This window comes from Roseospira visakhapatnamensis (assembly GCF_014197915.1).
Classification (GTDB): Bacteria; Pseudomonadota; Alphaproteobacteria; order Rhodospirillales; family Rhodospirillaceae; genus Rhodospira; species Rhodospira visakhapatnamensis.
Genome location: NZ_JACIGK010000013.1, coordinates 53762 through 71417 on the forward strand (window position 1 = coordinate 53762; position 17656 = coordinate 71417).

Here is a 17656-nt window from a genome sequence, read left to right on the forward strand (position 1 = left end):
TGTTGGATATCGCGGGGGACAGCCGGCGGCGACACCGTCGCTCGGTCCGGCCCCCGCGTTGAGTGAGGTTCGATCGTGTCCCAGACCCCCTTCGCGGACATCCTTCAGGACGCCCGCGCGCGCCGCTACGCCGTGCCCGCCTTCAACGCCTGGACCTACCAGGATGCCCTGGCCCTGGTGGCCGCCGCCGAGCGGGCGCGCTCGCCCCTCATCGTGCAGACGTCGGGCACCTGCATCCGCCACAACGGCCTGGCGCTCTCCTTCCAGATGGTCAAGAAGGCCGTGCGGTCGGCCAAGGTTCCGGTCGCCGTCCACCTGGACCACGGCGAGGACCGACGCCTGATCTGCGACGCCATCCACATGGGATACGATTCCGTCATGTACGACGGCTCAAAGCTGCCCGTCGACACCAACATCGAGAACACCCGTATCATCAAGGCGGTGGCCGAGGCGTATGGGGTGTCGGTGGAGGCGGAAATCGGCCATGTCGTGAAGGGCGCCGGAGACGCCGAGGTGCTGACCGCGCCCGACGACGCGCTGCGGTTCCTGGCGGCGACCCGCGTGGACGCCCTGGCGGTCGCGGTCGGCACCCGGCATGGCATGCAGACGCAGGACGCGCCCTTGCGTCTCGACGCCCTGGACGCCCTCAGCGCGGCGGTCGAGGTGCCGCTGGTGCTGCACGGGTCCAGCGGCGTGTCGGACGCGGAGTTGCCGACGGTGGCGCGCTCGGCGGTGTGCAAGGTGAACATCGCCACCCGCCTGCGCACGGTCTTCATCCGCGCCCTCGGTGAAGAGGCCGCCACCTACACCGGCAGCGACCATATCGCCTTCGTGATGCGCGCCCATGAGGCGACGATCCGCGAGGCGACGATGATCATGGAGCTTCTGGGCAGCGCGAACCGCTGTTGACGCGCCGGGTCACGCCCCGGCCGGCCTCAGGCGGAGTCCCGCATCATCAGCTTGGTTTCCAGCAGGGTGAGCGGGCTGTTCGACCGGGGCGCCAGGGTCTGGGCGGTATCCCCGATCCTGTCCAGCAGCAGGTCGAGGCAGCTGCGCGCGAGCTGGGAGTAGTCCTGCGCCACCGTCGTCAGGGCGGGGCACGTGTACCGGCTGAGCGGATGGTCGTCGTGCGCGGCGACCCGCAGATCGGCGTCCTGTTTGCGCCCCACCCGCAGGCCGCGTTGATAGGCGGCCGCCATGACGCCAAAGGCGAGACGGTCGTTGGCGCACAGGACGGTGCGCGTGGGAAAACCGCCGGCGTCAAGGATGCGGTTGGTTTCGTCGAAGCCGACCTGTTCGAAGTTCCAGGACTTGTCCTGAACCGGCAGCACCCTCGGCTCCAGCCCGAGGCGGGTCATGGCGGCCTGATAGGCCTCGCGCCGGCTCGCCGCGTTCGAGTTGAGGGCCGGCATTTCCAGGAAGACCGGTTGTTCGCCGGTGCGACACAGGTACTCGACGATCAGCGAGATGCTCTGGGTGTTGTCGGTCCCGACGAACGGCAGGGTGTTGGCAATCCGCGAGTCCAGGAAGACCAGCGGCATGTTCCGCCCCAGCCCGTCGATCAGGGACAGATCGGACTCATAACCCAGGGCGGCGATGATCGCCCCGGACAGTTTGAGCGCCAGGAAGGTCTCGATGGCCTTGGCTTCCAGGCTCTGTTCACCGTGGGAGCTGAGATTGATGGCCCAGTATCCCTCGCGCAGGCTCATGATTTCGATCTGACGCACGATCTCCGCATAAAAGGGATCGCTGAGACTGGGGACGATCACGCCGATGTTTTTTGACTTCTGCCTGTTCATGTTCACGGCGAACATGTTCGGCCGGTAGTCGAACTCACTCAGGGCTCGCTCTATCTTTTCCCGGGTCGAGCGTCTGACCGACCCTGGATCATTGAAGTACTTCGAGATCGTCGGCCGGGAGATCCCGGTCGCGAGCGCGAAGTCCTCCATATTGCGGATTTTCTTGGTGGTCATCGGGGTCAATCAGACATGGCGCCGCAAGGCCGATGGCCCGGGGGCGGCTTTTGTGTTTCTTTTCAGAATGACGAGCTAACGTTGACATTGGCATTATAGAACGCGGCCCCAAATTTTCCATGCGTATATTTCTCGACCCGGCCCTGGCGATCACGCGGGTGTCGCCGCGTGCCACCGCGCAGCAAAGGCAAGAAGCGGTACCCCCTCGAGGCACCGCCGACCCGATCGGCGCGGCGACGCGGGGCCGCCTCTCGCCCTACCCCGCCTTCGCCGTCCGCAGGTCCTTGACCCGCGCGGCCTTGCCCTCGGAGCGGGGCAAGGCGCCCGGGGGCAGGATGGTGACGCCACAGGTGACACCGACGATGGACTTGATGTGCCGCCGGATCTTGTCCGCCACCGCCGGGTAGGCATCAGCAGCCAGATCGGGCGTGGCCTCCACCTGGACATCCAGGGTATCGAGCACCCCCTGACGCTGGACGACCAGCAGATAATGCGGTGCCGTGCCCGGGAACCCGACCATCACGGACTCGATCTGGGACGGATAGACGTTGACCCCCCGGATGATCATCATGTCGTCGTTGCGCCCCGTCACCCGCATGATGCGCACATGGGTGCGGCCACAGGCGCAAGGCTCGTCGCACAACCGGGTGATGTCGCGGGTGCGGTAGCGGATCATGGGCAGCGCGTCCTTGGTCAGCGTGGTGATGACCAGTTCGCCGGTCGCGCCCATCGGCAACGGCTCCAGGGTGTCAGGGTCGATCACCTCGAACAGGAAATGGTCCTCCCACCCATGCAGCCCGTTGCGTTCGGGGCATTCCATGGCGACGCCCGGCCCCATGATCTCCGACAGGCCGTAGGAATCGGTGGACTGGATGCCCAGACGCGCATCGATGTCCCGGCGCAGGCCATCGCTCCACGGCTCCCCGCCGAAAAGGCCGATGCGAAGCGAGGACTCCCGCAGGTCGACCCCCATGCGTTCGGCGACCTCGGCGAGGTTCAGGGCGTAGGACGGCGTCGCGCACAGAATGCCCGCGTCCAGATCCAGCATCATGTGAACCTGACGCTCGGTGTTGCCGCCGGAGATCGGCACGACGGTGCAGCCCAGGCGCTCGGCGCCGTAGTGGAACCCCATGCCGCCGGTGAACAAACCGTAGCCGTAGGCATTGTGAACCACGTCCCCGGGACGGGTTCCGGCGGTGGCCATCGCCCGGGCCATCAGGTCGGACCAGCGGTCGATGTCTCCGGCGGTATAACCAACCACCGTCGGCTTGCCGGTGGTGCCGGAGGAGGCATGAATCCGCACCACCTGCTCCCGCGGCACGGCCAGCAGCCCATAGGGATAGGTGTCGCGCAAATCCGCCTTCACGGTGAACGGAAACCGGCGCAGGTCGGCAAGGTCCCGCAGGTCGTCCGGACACACCCCCAGATCATCGAAGGCCCGCCGATAGTGGGGCACATGGGCGTAGACGTGGCGCAGGGTCCGGCACAGGCGCTCGTACTGACGCTCGGCCAAGGCCGAGCGGCTCATGGTCTCGACCGCCGGATCGAACATCCAGGCCCGTGGCGCCATCATGGTCATCGTGCTTCCCTCTCAGTATCCTCGCGTCGGCGGCCGTTCTAGCCCACTTTCGCGGAGGGGTGTAGGGATCCACGATGCACGCCCTCGCCGGCGGGCGCGGAGTCCATGTTCTCCGCATCCCGCCCCTCCGCTTCCCGGTCCAGCAACGCCCGCTTGCGGTCCGGGCCCCAGCGGTAGCCGGACAGGCCGCCATCGGCCGCGACCACTCGATGGCAGGGCACGGCCACGGCAAGGCGGTTGGCGGCACAGGCCCCGGCGACCGCGCGCGTCGCGTTCGGCCGGCCGATGCGTGCCGCGACCTCGGCATAGCTGACGGTCTCGCCGGCCGGGATGGCCCGGAGCGCGTCCCACACCCGGCGCTGGAATAGCGTGCCCTGGACATCAAGGGGCAGGTCCAGGCCGCGCGCCGGCTGCTCGATCAGCGCCAGCACCGCCGCCACGGCCTCGGCGAAGCTATCGTCCGCCGGCTCCAGGGTGGCCTTCGGAAAGCGCGCCCGCAGCCCCGCCCGCAAGGCCTCGTCGTCGTCGCCGAAGGCGATGTCGCACAGGCCGCGCGCTGTCGCCGCCACCAGCACCCGGCCAAGGTCGCTGTCGGCCTGGGCATGGCGGATCACCTGGCCCGCGCCGCCGGCCCGCCAGGCGGAGGGGGGCATGCCCAGGTGCTCGCGCGCCACCGCGTGCGCCGGGGCCGGGCCGCCGAAGCCGGCCTCGTAGATCGCGTCGGTCACCCGCTCCCCCCGGTTCAGGGCCGCCTTCAGGCGGGTCGCCCGCGCCGCCCGGGCGTAGCCCTTGGGCGACACACCCACCCCGGCCTTGAACACACGCTGGAAGTGCGCCGGGCTCAGGCCCGCCTCGGCCGCCAGCGCGGCCAGGGAAGGTTCCTCCTCCTCGGTGGCCAGGCGGTGGCACGCGCGCTCCAGACATGCCCGCACCCCCTGGCCGGCCGGCTCATCGGGCCGGCAGCGCTTGCACGGCCGGTAGCCCGCCGTCCGCGCCGCGTCCACCGTGTCGAAAAAGCGCACGTTGGCCCGGGCGGGCCGCCGCGAGGGGCATCCCGGGCGGCAGACGATCCGGGTGCTGGTGACGCCATAGAAGAAGGAACGGTCGTCCAGCGGCCGGCGCTCGACGACCGCCCGCCACAGCTCCTCCGCCTCGTCCGGCGCCACGGGCGCCACCGCCGTCGCCACCGTCGCCACCGTCGTCGTCATACCCCGGCCTCCGTCCGTCCCAAGGCCCCGCGAAGCCACCGCCCGGGCCGCCCGTCCATCACCGCCAGCCCCAGGCCGATCAACGCCATGCCCACCAGGTGCTCGACGCCCAGAGTCTCGCCCAGCACCAGGATCCCCAGCAGGTTGGCCGTCACCGGGATCAGGAAGGTGACCAGCAGCAGGTTGGTCGCCCCCGCCGTTCCCAGGATACGGAAGTACAGGCCGTAGGCCAGCGCCGTGGAGACCACCGCCAGCGCCACCAGGGCGGCCACCACCGAAAGGTCCGGCGCCGGCAGCGTCCAGGGCTGGTCCACCAGCAGCGCCAGCGGCACCAGCACCAGCGACGACCCCGTCACCTGCCCGGCGGCCGTCACCATGGGCGCCACCCCCAGACGCGCGAATCGCCGCCCGAAGGTGCCCGCGACGGCATAGGAGAGCGAGGCCGCCAGGATCGCCGCCTGCGCCAGCACCGGCGCGCCATCTGCCAGCCCCAGGGCATCGCCGCCGATCAGCACCACGGCGCCGGCGAAGCCGATCGCCACGCCCGCCCCCTTGCGCGCCGACAAACGCTCGTCCGACAGCAGCAGACCGGCCACCAGGACCGTGAACAGCGGCGTGGTGGCGTTCAGGATCGAGGCCAGCCCGGAGGCGATCTGCGTCTGCCCCCAGACGATGAGGGTAAAGGGAATCACATTGTTCAGGATCCCCATGACCACGAAGGCGGCCCACACGCGGGGATCGCGGGGAATCGGGATGCGCAAGGCGCGAATCGCCAGCCACAGCACCGGCGCGGCCAGACCGACGCGGACGGCGACGATGGTCAGCGGCGGCAACGCCTGCACGGCCACGCCGACAAAAAAGAAGGAGCCGCCCCACAACAGGGACAGGGTCAACAGCAGGCTCCAGTCGCGCGCGCTCATGGCCGGCGTGATGGTCGATCGCATGGAAGGCATCGGATCGTCCTTTCGGCTTGGAGGAAACGTCTGGCCGCGACCGTAGTCCGACGCCGCCGTCCCGGCACTCCGGTTCCTGCGATCACAGCCGGCCCCCATTCCCCCTTCCCAAAACCCTCCGGCTGGGTCAGAAAAGGTGCGTGATCGACGGTACCGCCAGGACCCCGTCGGTGTTGGTCTCCAGGTCGAGCAGGGAGCGTCCGCGCCGCCATGACCGCGACTCCACCCATCCCGGACCATGACCGTCCGCTGCCCGATGCCGCCTCCCGCACCTGCTGGGAATCCGGCGCCCAGTCGTCCGCCGACTGGCGCGCCCTGGACGCGGCGCACAACCTGCATCCGTTCTCCGACCACAAGGCCCTGGCCACCGAGGGCAGCCGCGTGATCACCCGCGCCGAGGGGGTCTGGCTGTGGGACTCGGACGGCACCCGCGTCCTGGACGGCATGGCCGGTCTGTGGTGCGTCAACGTCGGCTATGGCCGTCCGGAACTGGTGCAGACCGCCGCCCGGCAGATGACCGAGTTGCCCTACTACAACCTGTTCTTCAAGACCGCCACGCCGCCGGCCATCGAGCTGTCGCGCAAGCTGGTCGAACTGACGCCGCCCGGCCTGAATCACGTCTTCCTGGTCAACAGCGGCTCGGAGGCCAACGATACCATCATCCGCATGGTGCGCCACTTCTGGGCGCTGGAGGGACAGCCGGAGCGGCGGGTGATCATCGCGCGCGACAACGGCTACCATGGCTCCACCCTGGCCGTGGCGTCCATGAGCGGCATGACGGCGATGCACAAGCAGGGCGGCCTGCCGCTGCCGGACTTCGCGCACATCCGCGAACCACACCGGTTCAAGGTCGCGCCCAACACCCCTCCCGAGGCGTTCGCCCACGAGGCCGCCGGCTGGCTGGAAGAGGCGATCCTGTCCATCGGACCCGGCCGGGTGGCCGCGTTCATCGGCGAACCCATCCAGGGCGCCGGCGGGCTAATCGTGCCACCACCGGGCTACTGGGCCGAGATCCAACGCATCTGCACCAAATACGATGTCCTGTTGATCGCCGACGAGGTGATCTGCGGATTCGGCCGCACCGGCCAGTGGTTCGGCAGCGACACCTACCGGATCCGCCCGGACATGATGACGCTGGCCAAGGGGCTGTCCTCGGGATACATGCCGGTGGCCGCCGCGATGGTGGGGGACCGGGTGGCCGCCACGCTGATCGACCGTGGCGGCGAGTTCCTGCACGGGTTCACCTCTTCCGGTCATCCAACCGCTTGCGCGGTGGCGCTGGAAAACATTAGCATCCTGGAGCGCGAGGGGCTGGTGGATCGCGTGCGCGAGGACATCGGTCCCTACCTCATGTCCAGGCTGGAGACGCTGCGCGATCACCCGCTGGTGGGCGAGGTACGCGGCCAGGGCCTGCTCGCCGGGGTCGAGTTGATCCGCGACAAAGCCCATCACACGTTCTTCTCGCCCGTCGGCCGGGTCGGCGCCCGCTGCCGGGACCACTGCTTCCGCAACAACGCCGTGGTGCGGGCCGTGTACGACACCATGGTGATGGCGCCGCCGCTGGTCATCGGCCGCGACGAGATCGACATCCTGGTGGACACCCTGTCCCATGCCCTGGACCAAACCCACCAGGACCTACCCCGTTTGCTGGACTGACGGGCGGTCCGCCCCCTTCCCGTCCCGTCCGGCGCCTCCCAGAAGACCACGCCCCGGATGGAGGGATCCCATGGCTCCGTATCGCACCGCCCTGGTGGGCGGCCCCGTCGTGGCCGGCCTCGCCGTCGCCCTGAGCATCGGCGTCAGTGGCGCCGCCGCCGCCGAGGGCACGCTGCACTTCTACAACTGGTCGGACTACATCGGCGAGGACACCATTCCCGCCTTCGAGGCCGAGACCGGCATCGACGTCACCTATGACGTGTTCGATTCCAACGAGGTCCTGGAAGCGAAGCTGCTGGCCGGCAGCACCGGCTACGACCTGGTGGTGCCGACGGGCATCTTCATGGAACGCCAGGTGCGCGCCGGCGTGTTCCAGCCGCTGGACAAGGACAAGATCCCCAACCTGGCGAATCTGAACCCGCAGTTGATGGACTACCTGGCCCAGCTGGATCCGGGCAACGACCACGCCGTGATCTACATGTGGGGCACCACCGGGCTCGGCATGAACGTGGACATGGTGACCGAGCGCCTGGGCGCGGACGCGCCGCTGGACAGCTACGAGATCCTCTTCAATCCGGAGTACCTGTCCAAGCTGGCCGATTGCGGCGTACACGTGCTGGACGCGCCCACCGAACTGATCCCCATCGCGCTCCACTACCTGGACCTGGACCCCAACAGCGAGTCCCGCGACGACTTCGCGGCGGTGGAACAGCTGATCGGGCCCATCCGCCCGCATATCACCAAGTTCCACTCCTCGGAGTACGTGAACGCCCTGGCCAACGGCGACATCTGCCTGGCGCTGGGCTGGTCCGGCGACGTGCTCCAGGCCGCCGATCGCGCCGCCGAGGCCGACAACGGCGTCGTGGTGGACTACGTGATCCCCAAGGAAGGCACGCTGATGTGGTTCGACACGCTGGCGGTGCCGGCCGACGCGCCCAATCCGGACGCGGCCCACGCCATGATCAATTACCTGCTGGAGCCCGAGGTCGCCGCCACGATCTCCAACTACGTGGCCTATGCCAGCGCCAACGACGCCGCCAAGCCCTTCCTGGATGACGAGATCCTGAACGACCCGCGCATCTACCCGCCCGACGACGTACTGGGGCGGCTGTTCCCGGACCGGGCCTCGTCGCAGACGGCGGACCGGATGCGCACCCGCCTGTGGAACCGCTTCAAGACCGGGATCTGACGGCACGCCGGATGGATCCCGGCGCCGCCCCAGCCACGGACGCAACGGGACACCTCCCCCATTCATGGGGGAGGTCGGGAGGGGGGCGAACCATGACACCGGCCGGAAGGGCGACGTGACATGATCGACACCGTCGTGCCCCAAGGCCCCGCCGCCCGGCCCGAGGGCAGCCGCCCGGGCGCCATGCAGCGCCGGGCGGAGGCGCCCCCGATCATCGACATCCAGGACGTGGTCAAGACCTTCGGCGATTTCGTCGCCGTCGATCACGTCTCGCTGACCATCCGCGAGGGCGAGTTGTTCGCCCTGCTGGGGGGGTCGGGCTGTGGCAAGACCACGCTGCTGCGCATGCTGGCCGGGTTCGAGCAGCCCACCGCCGGGCGGATCCTGATCGGCGGCCAGGACATGACCAGGACGGCCCCCTACGACCGGCCCGTCAACATGATGTTCCAGAGCTACGCCCTGTTCCCGCACATGACGGTGGAGGCCAACGTGGCCTTCGGCCTGCGCCAGGACGGCCGCCTGCCCCGGGCGCGGATCCGCGAGCGGGTACGCGAGATGCTGGACCTGGTGCAGTTGGCCCCCTTCGCCAAGCGCAAGCCGCATCACCTGTCGGGCGGCCAGCGCCAGCGGGTCGCGCTCGCCCGGTCGCTGGCCAAGCATCCCAAGGTGCTGCTGCTGGACGAGCCGCTGGCCGCGCTGGACAAGAAGCTGCGCGAGGAGACCCAACTGGAGCTGGTGTGCATCCAGGAACGCGTGGGCACCACCTTCGTGGTCGTCACCCACGACCAGGAAGAGGCCATGACCATGGCCGACCGCGTGGCCATCATGGACACGGGCCGCATCGTCCAGGTGGACACCCCGCATGCCCTCTACGAGTATCCCAACACCCGCTTCGTGGCGGAGTTCTTCGGCACGGTGAACCTGTTCCAGGGCGTGCTGGTGGAGGACGAACCCGACCACGTGCTGATCCGCTCGGACGCCCTGGCGCGCCCGGTCTACGTGGGCCATGGCATCAGCGCCCGCGAGGCGGCCACCGTCTGGGTCGCCTTGCGGCCCGAGAAGATCGCCATTTCCAAGCAGGCACCCGACACCCCCCACAACTGGGACAGCGGCATCGTCGAGGACATCGTCTACCTGGGCGGCATCTCCACCTTCCACGTGCGCATGGACGGCGGCGCCCTGGCCCGGGTCACCATGCAGAACCTGGAGCGCATGGCGGCGCCGGAGATCACCTGGGACGACCGCGTGTACCTGTCGTGGCGTCACGACAACATCGTGGTGGTGACGTCGTGACCGGCGCGGCCGGCCCCGAAGCCCGCGAACAGGCCGAACGCACCTGGGCAAGCCCCGGGGCAAGCCCCGGGGGCCCGGACCGGGACCGGCCGCTGACCCCGATCCAGCGTCTGGTCGCGCGCTTCGGCCGGGGCCTGGTGATCGCCACACCCTATGGATGGCTGCTGCTGTTCTTCCTGCTGCCCTTCATCATCGTCCTGAAGATCAGCTTCGCCGAGTTCCGCCTCGGCGTGCCCCCCTACACGCCACTGGTGACCTGGCTGGAGGGCGGCTACCTGCATCTCAAGCTGGCCCTGGGCAACTACCTGTTCCTGCTGGACGATCCGCTGTACATCACGGCCTACCTGACCTCCCTGAAGGTGGCCCTGGTGTCCACGGTCATCGCCCTGCTGATCGGCTACCCCATGGCCTACGCCATCGCCCGCTCGACGCCGCCGTGGCGGTCGGTGTTCCTGCTGCTGGTGATCCTGCCGTTCTGGACCTCGTTCCTGATCCGCGTCTATGCCTGGATCGGCATCCTCAAGAACAACGGCCTCATCAACAATGCCCTCATGGCGCTGGGCGTGATCGACGAACCGCTGCCGCTTCTCAACACCGAGGTCTCGCTCTACGTCGGCATCGTCTATTCCTACCTGCCGTTCATGGTCCTGCCGCTCTATGCGACGCTGGAGAAGCTGGACGTCTCCCTGCTGGAGGCCGCCGCCGACCTGGGCAGCCGGCCGTTCAAGACCTTCCTGACGGTGACCTTGCCGCTGTCCCTGCCGGGAATCGTCGCCGGATCCATGCTGGTGTTCATCCCGGCGGTGGGCGAGTTCGTCATCCCCGACCTTCTGGGCGGCGCCGACACCCTGATGATCGGCAAGGTCCTCTGGAGCGAGTTCTTCAGCAACCGGGACTGGCCGGTGGCCTCGGCGGTGGCCATCGCCATGCTGGTCTTCCTGGTGGTGCCCATCGTCATCTTCCAGCACCACCAGCAGCAACACGCGGACCGGACGGAGGCCGGGTAGGATGCAGCGACGCTCCCCCTTCCTGATCGCGACCCTGGCCTTCGGCTTCGCGTTCCTTTACGGGCCGATCCTGCTGCTCATCCTGTACTCCTTCAACGAAAGCCGGCTGGTCACGGTGTGGGGCGGGTTCTCGACAAAATGGTACGCCGAGCTGTTCCGGGACGAGCAGATCCTGGACGCCGCCCTGGTCAGCCTGCGCGTCGGCGTGTTCTCCGCCACCATCGCCACCGTGCTGGGCACCCTGTCGGCGCTGATGATGGTGCGCTTCGGGCGGTTCCGGGGTCGGCTGCTGTTCACCGGCATGATCACCGCGCCCCTGGTCATGCCCGAGGTCATCACCGGCCTGTCGCTGCTGTTGCTGTTCGTGGCGCTGGAAACCGCCATCGGCTGGCCCGCCGGGCGCGGCGTGGACACCATCACCATCGCCCACACCACCTTCTGCATGGCCTACGTCACCGTGGTGGTGCGGGCGCGTCTGGCCGGGCTCGACCGCAGCGTGGAGGAGGCGGCCATGGACCTGGGGGCGCGGCCCCTGAAGGCGTTCCTGGTGATCACCCTGCCCATGCTGATGCCGGCGCTGGTGTCCGGCTGGCTGCTGGGGTTCACCCTGTCCCTGGACGACCTGGTGATCGCCAGCTTCGTCGCCGGACCGTCGTCCACCACCCTGCCGATGGTGGTGTTCTCGTCGGTGCGCCTGGGCATCTCGCCCAAGATCAACGCCCTGGCCACGCTGCTGGTGATTCTGGCGACGGTCACGATCCTGATCGCCGCCTGGATCCTGTGGCGTCAGGAGCGCGAGCGCGACCGGGCCGTGAGTCAGGCCCTGGCGGAGGACAAGGGACGACACGCGACCGGGCGCCGCGCCTGACGGCGCGCGCGCATCCCTGGGCGTCGATCGCTCGCCGGACGGGGGCGCCCGGCCAGGCCCTCTCCCGGCCTACAGCAGATTCGGCAGCACCCGGTCCGGCGGACGATGGCCGTCGGCGAAGGTCTTGATGTTGATCAGCACCTTGTCGCCCATGTCGACACGCCCCTCGATGGTCGCCGAGCCCATGTGCGGGATCGCCACCACATTCGGGAACCCCAGCAGCTTGGGGTTTACCGCCGGGGCGTGCTCGAACACGTCCAGGCCGGCGCCGGCCAGCGCGCCCGCGGCCAGCAAGCGCACCAGGGCATTCTCGTCGATCACCTCGCCGCGCGCGGTGTTGACGATATAGGCATGCGGTTGCATCAGCTTGAGACGCCGCGCCGACAACAGGTGATAGGTCGCCGGGGTGTGCGGGCAGTGCACCGAAATCACATCCACCCGGGCCAGCATCTGGTCCAGGCTCTCCCAGTACGTGGCTTCCAGCTCCGTCTCGATGCTCTCGTGCAGGCGATGGCGGTTGTGGTAGTGGATGGCCATGCCGAAGCCCTTGGCGCGCCGCGCCACCGCCTGGCCGATGCGGCCCATGCCCAGGATGCCCAGCCGCTTGCCCCAGATGCGATGGCCCAGCATGTGGGTCGGCGACCAGCCGGCCCAGTCGCCGCTGTGCAACAGGCGCTCGCCCTCCACCAGCCGGCGCGGCACCGCCAGGATCAGCGCCATGGTCATGTCGGCGGTGTCCTCGGTCAGCACGTCGGGGGTGTTGGTCACGGTAACGCCGCGTTGGTGGGCGGTGGCCACGTCGATATGGTCCACCCCGGTGCCGAAGTTGGCGATCAACCGCAGTTGGGCGCCGGCCTGGGAGAGGACGGAGGCATCGAGTCGATCGGTGACCGTCGGCACCAGGACGTCGGCCTCCGCCATGGCGGCCAACAGCTCGTCCCGAGAAAACGGGTGGTCGTCCTCGTTCAGCCGGACCTGAAACAATTCCGCCATGCGGGTTTCAATGACGTCAGGAAGCTTGCGGGTCACCACCACCAGGGGTTTGGGCTTGGGCATGCTGACAGTCCTCTCCCAGCGATCTCTCGGGTCTTAAGGCGAGCGGCGGCCTGCCCTGGTACCGGCACGAACCCTCCCTCCCTCGGCCCCCTGTGTACCGACTTCCCCGCCCGGATGTCCAGGGGGGGCGCATGCCTCCGGCCCCGGGAGCGGCGCTCCTCGGAGGACCGCACGGCGCTTGACCGCCGGTCGGCGGACAACCCTATAATACCAGCGGTAGGCGGGTGTGCTCCATCCGCCGCCGGGTGCCTTGCGGGGGCCCGGATGTCACCACCCGGCGTCGCGAGGCGGTGCCGGGGCTGCACTGGGCTTCACCGACCAGTCTCGCTGGTCCTTGGGTGGAGAGCCTTCCGGATCCATCACTGACTCGGGTGCGCGAGGAATGACCTGCCGATCATCGCGACGCGCCGCCGGCGGCGTGGCGCCGACCTTCGGAGGCGGCCGGCGGGCGGCGGCTGCGATGCTGCTGATCCTGGCCCTGGCGACGGCGCCCGCCCTGGCCCAGACGGCCGACCCGCCCCAGGACGTGGCCGGCGACGTGCCGGCGGCCGCCGACGGCGCGCCGATGGTCGGGGCCAGCGGACGTCCGCTGCCGCGCTTCGTGTCGCTGAAATCGGATCAAGTGAACCTGCGCACCGGACCCGGCACCCGGTATCCCGTGTCCTGGGTATACCAGCGCCGCCACCTGCCCATGGAGATCACCCAGGAAACCGAGGACTGGCGGCGTGTCCGCGATCCCGACGGCACCGAGGGCTGGGTGCATCGGGCGATGCTGTCGGGGCAGCGCATGGCGGTGGTCATGGGACAGACCAACCAGATCCTGCTACGCGGTCCGGACGCCACCGCGGACGGCATCGCCGAGGTGGAGCCCCGGGTGGTCGTCAAGCTGTTGCAATGCCCGCTGGAGCACGAGCACTGCCGGGTGGAGGCGGCGCGCTTCCAGGGCTGGCTGCCGCGCATGACGCTCTGGGGTGTCTATCCCGGGGAGTACGTGGACCGATGACCTCGCCAGGCACCGCGCGGCCCCGCCTGCTCCCGGCCGCCGCTTGGTGCCTCTACGACTGGGCCAACTCGGCCTTTCCGACGGTCATCGCCACCTTTGTCTTTTCCGCCTACTTCACCAAGGCGGTGGCCGAGACGCCCGAGCAAGGCACCACGCTCTGGGCCTGGGCGACGGCGCTGTCGGGGCTGCTGATCGCCCTCTTGAGCCCGCTGCTGGGGGCCATCGCCGATCGGGGTGGAGGCCGCAAGCCCTGGCTGGCGGTGTTCTCGGTGGTAACCATCGTCGCCTCCGGGCTGCTGTTCCTGATCGAACCCGATCCCGCCTTCGCCTTGCTGGCACTGGTGCTGGTGGTGATCGCCAACACCGGGTTCGAGGTCGGCATCGTCTTCTACAACGCGCTGCTGCCGGACGTGGCGCCGCCCCGATGGCTGGGGCGGGTCTCGGGCTGGGCCTGGGGACTGGGCTACGCCGGCGGGCTGAGCGCGCTGGTGGTCGCCCTGTTCGGGCTGGTGCGGGCCGACCCGGCCCCCTTCGGACTGGACGGCGGCCCCGATGCCCTGGAGCCGGTGCGCGCCACCGCCCTGCTGGTCGCCGTCTGGTACGCCGCCTTCGCCTGGCCGTTGTTCCTGTTCGTGCCCGACCGGTACCGCCCCGCCGCGCCGACCGCCATGTCGACCGCCGCCCGCGAGGGGCTCGCGACCCTGTGGCGGACGGTGCGCACCCTGCCCACCCGCGACCCCAACCTGCTGCGCTTTCTGATCGCGCGCATGCTCTATACCGACGGCCTCAACACCCTGTTCGCCTTCGGCGGCATCTACGCCGCCGGCACCTTCGGCATGAGCTTCGACGACATCATCCTCTTCGGCATCGCCATGAACGTCGCCGCCGGCCTGGGCGCCACGGCCTTCGCCTGGGTGGACGACCGCATCGGCTCACGCAACACGGTGCTCATCGGGCTGACGGGCATGACCGCCTTCGGCACCGCCATCCTGCTGGTCGACTCCGCGCTCTGGTTCTGGGTGTTCGGCCTGTCGCTGGGCGTGTTCTTCGGCCCGGTGCAGGCGCCCAGCCGCACCCTGATGGCCCGGCTCGCCCCCGAGGACCTGCGCGCCGAGATGTTCGGCCTGTTCGCCCTGTCCGGCCGCATCACCGCCTTCCTGGGACCCTTGGTGCTGGGCTGGGTCGTGCTGCTGACCGGCAGCCAGCGCTGGGGCATGGCGTCGATCCTGCTGTTCCTGGTGCCCGGCCTGCTGCTGATGCTGACCGTCAAGGAGAGGCCGGTCGACAGCACGGCCGGCCCACCGTCGTGATCGTCTCGGCCAGCTACCGCACCGACATCCCGGCGTTCTACGCCCGCTGGTTCCAGGCGCGGCTGGCGGCGGGGTGCGCGTGGGTGACCAATCCCTACGGTGGCCGGCCTGCACGGGTATCGCTGGCCCCGGGCGCGGTGGACGGCTGGGTGTTCTGGACTCGCAACCCCCTGCCCTTCGCCGATGCCCTGGAGGCCGTGGCGGCGCGCGGCGAGCCGTTCGTGGTGCAGATGACCGTTCTCGGCCACCCCCGCGCCCTGGACGTCGCGGTGATCCCGCCCGACCGCGCGCTGGCCGCCATGGCCGCCTTGCGGGACCGGTACGGCCCCCGGGCGGTGGTCTGGCGCCACGACCCGATCGTGTTCTCCAGCCTGACGCCGCCGGAGTGGCACCGGGCGGCTTTTGCCCGGCACGCCCGGGCGTTGCGGGGCGTGGTGGACGAGGTGGTGGTTTCCGTCTTGCAAGTCTACGCCAAGAGCCGCCGAACCCTGGACCACCGGGCCGCCCGGCACGGCTTCACCTGGCGCGATCCCCCCGACGATGAGAAACGCGCGCTGTTGGCCGATCTGGCGGCCACTGCCGCGACCGAGGGGATGCGGGTCTCGCTCTGCGGTCAGGCCGATCTGGGCCGGAACATGCCGGGCCTGGATCCCGCCGCCTGCGTGGACGCCGCCCGGCTGTCGGACATCGCCGGCCGGCCCATCGCCGCGCGTCCCCGGCCGCACCGCCCCTGTGGCTGCGCCGAAAGCCGCGACATCGGCGCCTACGACACCTGCCCGCACGGCTGCGCCTATTGCTACGCCACCCGCGACCAGGACCTGGCGAAACGGCGGCACGCGGCCCACGATCCGGCCAGCGCCTTCCTGGACCGGCGCGATCCCCCACCCGAACCCGGCCCGCCGCGCCTGATCTGATACCAACGGTCATTGAGAATGACCGTAGCAGTCCGTGGCCGGCCCACTCCCCCACCCGGCCACCCCAAGTATACTGCTGTGGGTGGCCGGGTGGGGGAGTGGGCCGGTGCCAAGATCTGGACCATCCGGGCGCCTGCAAGGCGCCCGGGGGCGGATGAGTCACACTCATCCGCCGCTGGTATGATTTCCTGTTGACAGTCGGGGCACGCACCCTTCCCGCCCCGCGTCGTTCGGACTACCATTTCCCGCGAGAGTGACCCAGGTTTCCTCAATCCAGGGAGGACCGTCCCATGGCGGCGCGCATCATCACCGTAGCCCAGCAGAAGGGGGGCGCCGGCAAGACCACCCTCGCCGCTCACCTGGCCGTGGCCTGGGCGCGGCGCAAGATGAGCGTCGCGCTGGTGGACATCGATCCGCAACGCAGCCTCGCCGCCTGGCACGCGCTGCGCCGCGAGGCCCATCCCAACGGCGCCGACCTGCACCTGTCGGACGTGGCGGGCTGGCGGTTGGGGACGGAACTGGATCGCCTGCGCGGTCGCTTCGACATGGTGGTCGTCGACACGCCGCCCCATGCCGAGACCGAGGCCCGCGCCGCCGTGCGCGCCGGCGACATGGTGCTGCTGCCGGTGCAGCCAAGCCCCATGGACCTGTGGGCCACCCGGCCCACGGTGGACATGGCGGAGAAGGAAAAGACCACCGCCCTAATCGTGCTCAACCGCATGCCGCCACGCGGGCGCCTGCAAGAGGCGATGCTGGAGAAGCTGCTGGAGGAGGGCCTGCCCGTCGCCCACACGCGCCTGGGCAACCGGGTGGCCTTCGCCGCCAGCATGATGGAGGGTAAGGGCGTGGTCGAGCATCAGCCCCGCTCCACGGCCGCCAGCGAGATCAACGCGCTGGCGACCGAGGTGATCGCCACCCTGAAGGGCCGCGACAAGCGGCGGTGAACACCGGGCGGCACCACCGGCGCCGACGGCGGTCAGCGCAGATAGGGGTTGGTCAGGCGCTCGTGCCCCAGGGTCGAGGTCGGCCCGTGCCCCGGCACGAAGGTCACATCATCTCCCAGCGGCAGCAGCCGTGTCTTGATGGCCTCGATCAGGGCCGGCGGATCGGAGCGCGGGAAGTCCGTCCGCCCCACCGATCCGGCGAACAACACGTCGCCGACGAACGCCACCCGCGCCTCTGGTTCGAAGAACACCACATGACCGGGCGTGTGCCCCGGGCAATGCAGGACGTCCAGCGTCAGGCGACCCACCGTGACGGTCTCGCCCTGATCCAGCCAGCGGGTGGGGCGGACGGGTTCCGGTGTGTCCGGCCACCCGAAAAAGCGCGCCTGGGGTTGCAACTGATCGATCCAGAAGGCGTCCTCGCGGTGCGGCCCCTCGATGGGCACCCCCAGATCCCGGGCCAGCGCGCCGGCCCCGGCGATGTGGTCGATATGGCCGTGGGTCAGCAGGATCTTCTCCAGGGTGACGCCCTTGTCGGCGGCCACGGCGGTCAGGCGATCCACCTCGCCCCCGGGATCGACCAGGACCCCGGTCATGGTCGCGTCGTCCCAGACGAGGGAACAGTTCTGCTGAAACGGGGTGACCGGGATGACGACGACGCCAAGGGCCATGGGGGTTCCTTTCCTCGTATCCGGTCGTCGGG

16 protein-coding genes are annotated in these 17656 nt (G+C 69.5%); 10 read left to right on the top strand and 6 right to left on the bottom strand.

The window, feature by feature from the left end; all coding sequences use genetic code 11:
• Window positions 1-75: 75 nt before the first annotated feature.
• Window positions 76-909, top strand: a complete 834-nt coding sequence (locus GGD89_RS10015; RefSeq protein WP_184044743.1) for a class II fructose-bisphosphate aldolase — start codon at window positions 76-78, stop codon at window positions 907-909.
• A gap of 26 nt (window positions 910-935) precedes the next feature.
• Here the strand turns inward: GGD89_RS10015 and GGD89_RS10020 are convergent, their stop codons facing one another.
• The 4 genes from GGD89_RS10020 to GGD89_RS10035 all read right to left on the bottom strand — a co-directional run bounded on the left by GGD89_RS10020 (window position 936) and on the right by GGD89_RS10035 (window position 5713).
• Window positions 936-1973, bottom strand: coding sequence for a LacI family DNA-binding transcriptional regulator (locus GGD89_RS10020; protein ID WP_184044746.1), 1038 nt, complete (start codon window positions 1971-1973; stop codon window positions 936-938).
• 256 nt (window positions 1974-2229) lie between these two features.
• On the bottom strand, window positions 2230-3552 hold the full coding sequence (locus GGD89_RS10025) for a phenylacetate--CoA ligase family protein (protein ID WP_184044749.1): 1323 nt from the start codon (window positions 3550-3552) through the stop codon (window positions 2230-2232).
• Between the two features lie 38 nt (window positions 3553-3590).
• The gene (gene ada, locus GGD89_RS10030) at window positions 3591-4760 is read right to left on the bottom strand and encodes a bifunctional DNA-binding transcriptional regulator/O6-methylguanine-DNA methyltransferase Ada (RefSeq protein WP_184044751.1); all 1170 of its coding nucleotides are present in this window, start codon (window positions 4758-4760) and stop codon (window positions 3591-3593) included.
• Window positions 4757-5713, bottom strand: a complete 957-nt coding sequence (locus GGD89_RS10035; protein WP_246423024.1) for a DMT family transporter — start codon at window positions 5711-5713, stop codon at window positions 4757-4759. Before GGD89_RS10035 ends, ada begins: the two co-directional genes overlap by 4 nt.
• A 210-nt stretch (window positions 5714-5923) precedes the next feature.
• Between GGD89_RS10035 and GGD89_RS10040 the strand changes: the two genes are divergently transcribed.
• From GGD89_RS10040 to GGD89_RS10060, 5 genes are all read left to right on the top strand, one after another.
• Window positions 5924-7369: an aspartate aminotransferase family protein gene (locus GGD89_RS10040; protein ID WP_184044754.1), complete on the top strand. Its 1446-nt coding sequence runs from the start codon at window positions 5924-5926 to the stop codon at window positions 7367-7369.
• Window positions 7370-7439: 70 nt separating this feature from the next.
• Window positions 7440-8558, top strand: a complete 1119-nt coding sequence (locus GGD89_RS10045; protein ID WP_184044757.1) for a polyamine ABC transporter substrate-binding protein — start codon at window positions 7440-7442, stop codon at window positions 8556-8558.
• A 183-nt stretch (window positions 8559-8741) separates the two neighbouring features.
• Window positions 8742-9851, top strand: coding sequence for an ABC transporter ATP-binding protein (locus GGD89_RS10050; RefSeq protein ID WP_184044908.1), 1110 nt, complete (start codon window positions 8742-8744; stop codon window positions 9849-9851).
• Between the two features lie 92 nt (window positions 9852-9943).
• The gene (locus GGD89_RS10055; RefSeq protein ID WP_221238411.1) at window positions 9944-10858 is read left to right on the top strand and encodes an ABC transporter permease subunit; all 915 of its coding nucleotides are present in this window, start codon (window positions 9944-9946) and stop codon (window positions 10856-10858) included.
• A gap of 1 nt (window position 10859) precedes the next feature.
• A complete protein-coding gene (locus tag GGD89_RS10060; RefSeq protein ID WP_184044760.1) occupies window positions 10860-11726 on the top strand; it encodes an ABC transporter permease subunit in 867 nt (288 codons plus the stop codon).
• A 69-nt stretch (window positions 11727-11795) separates the two neighbouring features.
• On the opposite strand, the gene GGD89_RS10065 is transcribed toward GGD89_RS10060, so the two are convergent.
• Window positions 11796-12782: a 2-hydroxyacid dehydrogenase gene (locus GGD89_RS10065; RefSeq protein WP_184044762.1), complete on the bottom strand. Its 987-nt coding sequence runs from the start codon at window positions 12780-12782 to the stop codon at window positions 11796-11798.
• 382 nt (window positions 12783-13164) lie between these two features.
• On the opposite strand from GGD89_RS10065, the gene GGD89_RS10070 reads away from it, so the two are divergent.
• From GGD89_RS10070 to parA, 4 genes are all read left to right on the top strand, one after another.
• Window positions 13165-13785, top strand: coding sequence for an SH3 domain-containing protein (locus GGD89_RS10070; protein WP_246423025.1), 621 nt, complete (start codon window positions 13165-13167; stop codon window positions 13783-13785).
• Window positions 13782-15095, top strand: a complete 1314-nt coding sequence (locus GGD89_RS10075) for an MFS transporter (protein WP_184044765.1) — start codon at window positions 13782-13784, stop codon at window positions 15093-15095. The genes GGD89_RS10070 and GGD89_RS10075 overlap by 4 nt, the downstream gene beginning before the upstream one ends.
• Window positions 15092-16009 carry a DUF1848 family protein gene (locus GGD89_RS10080; protein ID WP_184044768.1) on the top strand — a complete coding sequence of 306 codons (918 nt, stop codon included), beginning with the start codon at window positions 15092-15094 and terminating at the stop codon, window positions 16007-16009. Before GGD89_RS10075 ends, GGD89_RS10080 begins: the two co-directional genes overlap by 4 nt.
• 290 nt (window positions 16010-16299) lie before the next feature.
• Window positions 16300-16953, top strand: coding sequence for a ParA family partition ATPase (gene parA / locus GGD89_RS10085; protein WP_184044771.1), 654 nt, complete (start codon window positions 16300-16302; stop codon window positions 16951-16953).
• A 32-nt stretch (window positions 16954-16985) separates the two neighbouring features.
• On the opposite strand, the gene GGD89_RS10090 is transcribed toward parA, so the two are convergent.
• Window positions 16986-17624: an MBL fold metallo-hydrolase gene (locus tag GGD89_RS10090; RefSeq protein ID WP_184044774.1), complete on the bottom strand. Its 639-nt coding sequence runs from the start codon at window positions 17622-17624 to the stop codon at window positions 16986-16988.
• Window positions 17625-17656 lie beyond the last annotated feature (32 nt).

What these genes read in the sequence shown, in the direction of transcription:
- GGD89_RS10020 (WP_184044746.1), bottom strand. Translation starts at nt 1,973, where the DNA reads ATGACCACCAAGAAAATCCGCAATATGGAGGACTTCGCGCTCGCGACC.
- GGD89_RS10025 (WP_184044749.1), bottom strand. Translation starts at nt 3,552, where the DNA reads ATGACCATGATGGCGCCACGGGCCTGGATGTTCGATCCGGCGGTCGAG.
- ada (WP_184044751.1), bottom strand. Translation starts at nt 4,760, where the DNA reads ATGACGACGACGGTGGCGACGGTGGCGACGGCGGTGGCGCCCGTGGCG.
- GGD89_RS10035 (WP_246423024.1), bottom strand. Translation starts at nt 5,713, where the DNA reads ATGCCTTCCATGCGATCGACCATCACGCCGGCCATGAGCGCGCGCGAC.
- GGD89_RS10040 (WP_184044754.1), top strand. Translation starts at nt 5,924, where the DNA reads ATGACCGCGACTCCACCCATCCCGGACCATGACCGTCCGCTGCCCGAT.
- GGD89_RS10045 (WP_184044757.1), top strand. Translation starts at nt 7,440, where the DNA reads ATGGCTCCGTATCGCACCGCCCTGGTGGGCGGCCCCGTCGTGGCCGGC.
- GGD89_RS10050 (WP_184044908.1), top strand. Translation starts at nt 8,742, where the DNA reads ATGCAGCGCCGGGCGGAGGCGCCCCCGATCATCGACATCCAGGACGTG.
- GGD89_RS10060 (WP_184044760.1), top strand. Translation starts at nt 10,860, where the DNA reads ATGCAGCGACGCTCCCCCTTCCTGATCGCGACCCTGGCCTTCGGCTTC.
- GGD89_RS10065 (WP_184044762.1), bottom strand. Translation starts at nt 12,782, where the DNA reads ATGCCCAAGCCCAAACCCCTGGTGGTGGTGACCCGCAAGCTTCCTGAC.
- GGD89_RS10070 (WP_246423025.1), top strand. Translation starts at nt 13,165, where the DNA reads ATGACCTGCCGATCATCGCGACGCGCCGCCGGCGGCGTGGCGCCGACC.
- GGD89_RS10075 (WP_184044765.1), top strand. Translation starts at nt 13,782, where the DNA reads ATGACCTCGCCAGGCACCGCGCGGCCCCGCCTGCTCCCGGCCGCCGCT.
- parA (WP_184044771.1), top strand. Translation starts at nt 16,300, where the DNA reads ATGGCGGCGCGCATCATCACCGTAGCCCAGCAGAAGGGGGGCGCCGGC.
- GGD89_RS10090 (WP_184044774.1), bottom strand. Translation starts at nt 17,624, where the DNA reads ATGGCCCTTGGCGTCGTCGTCATCCCGGTCACCCCGTTTCAGCAGAAC.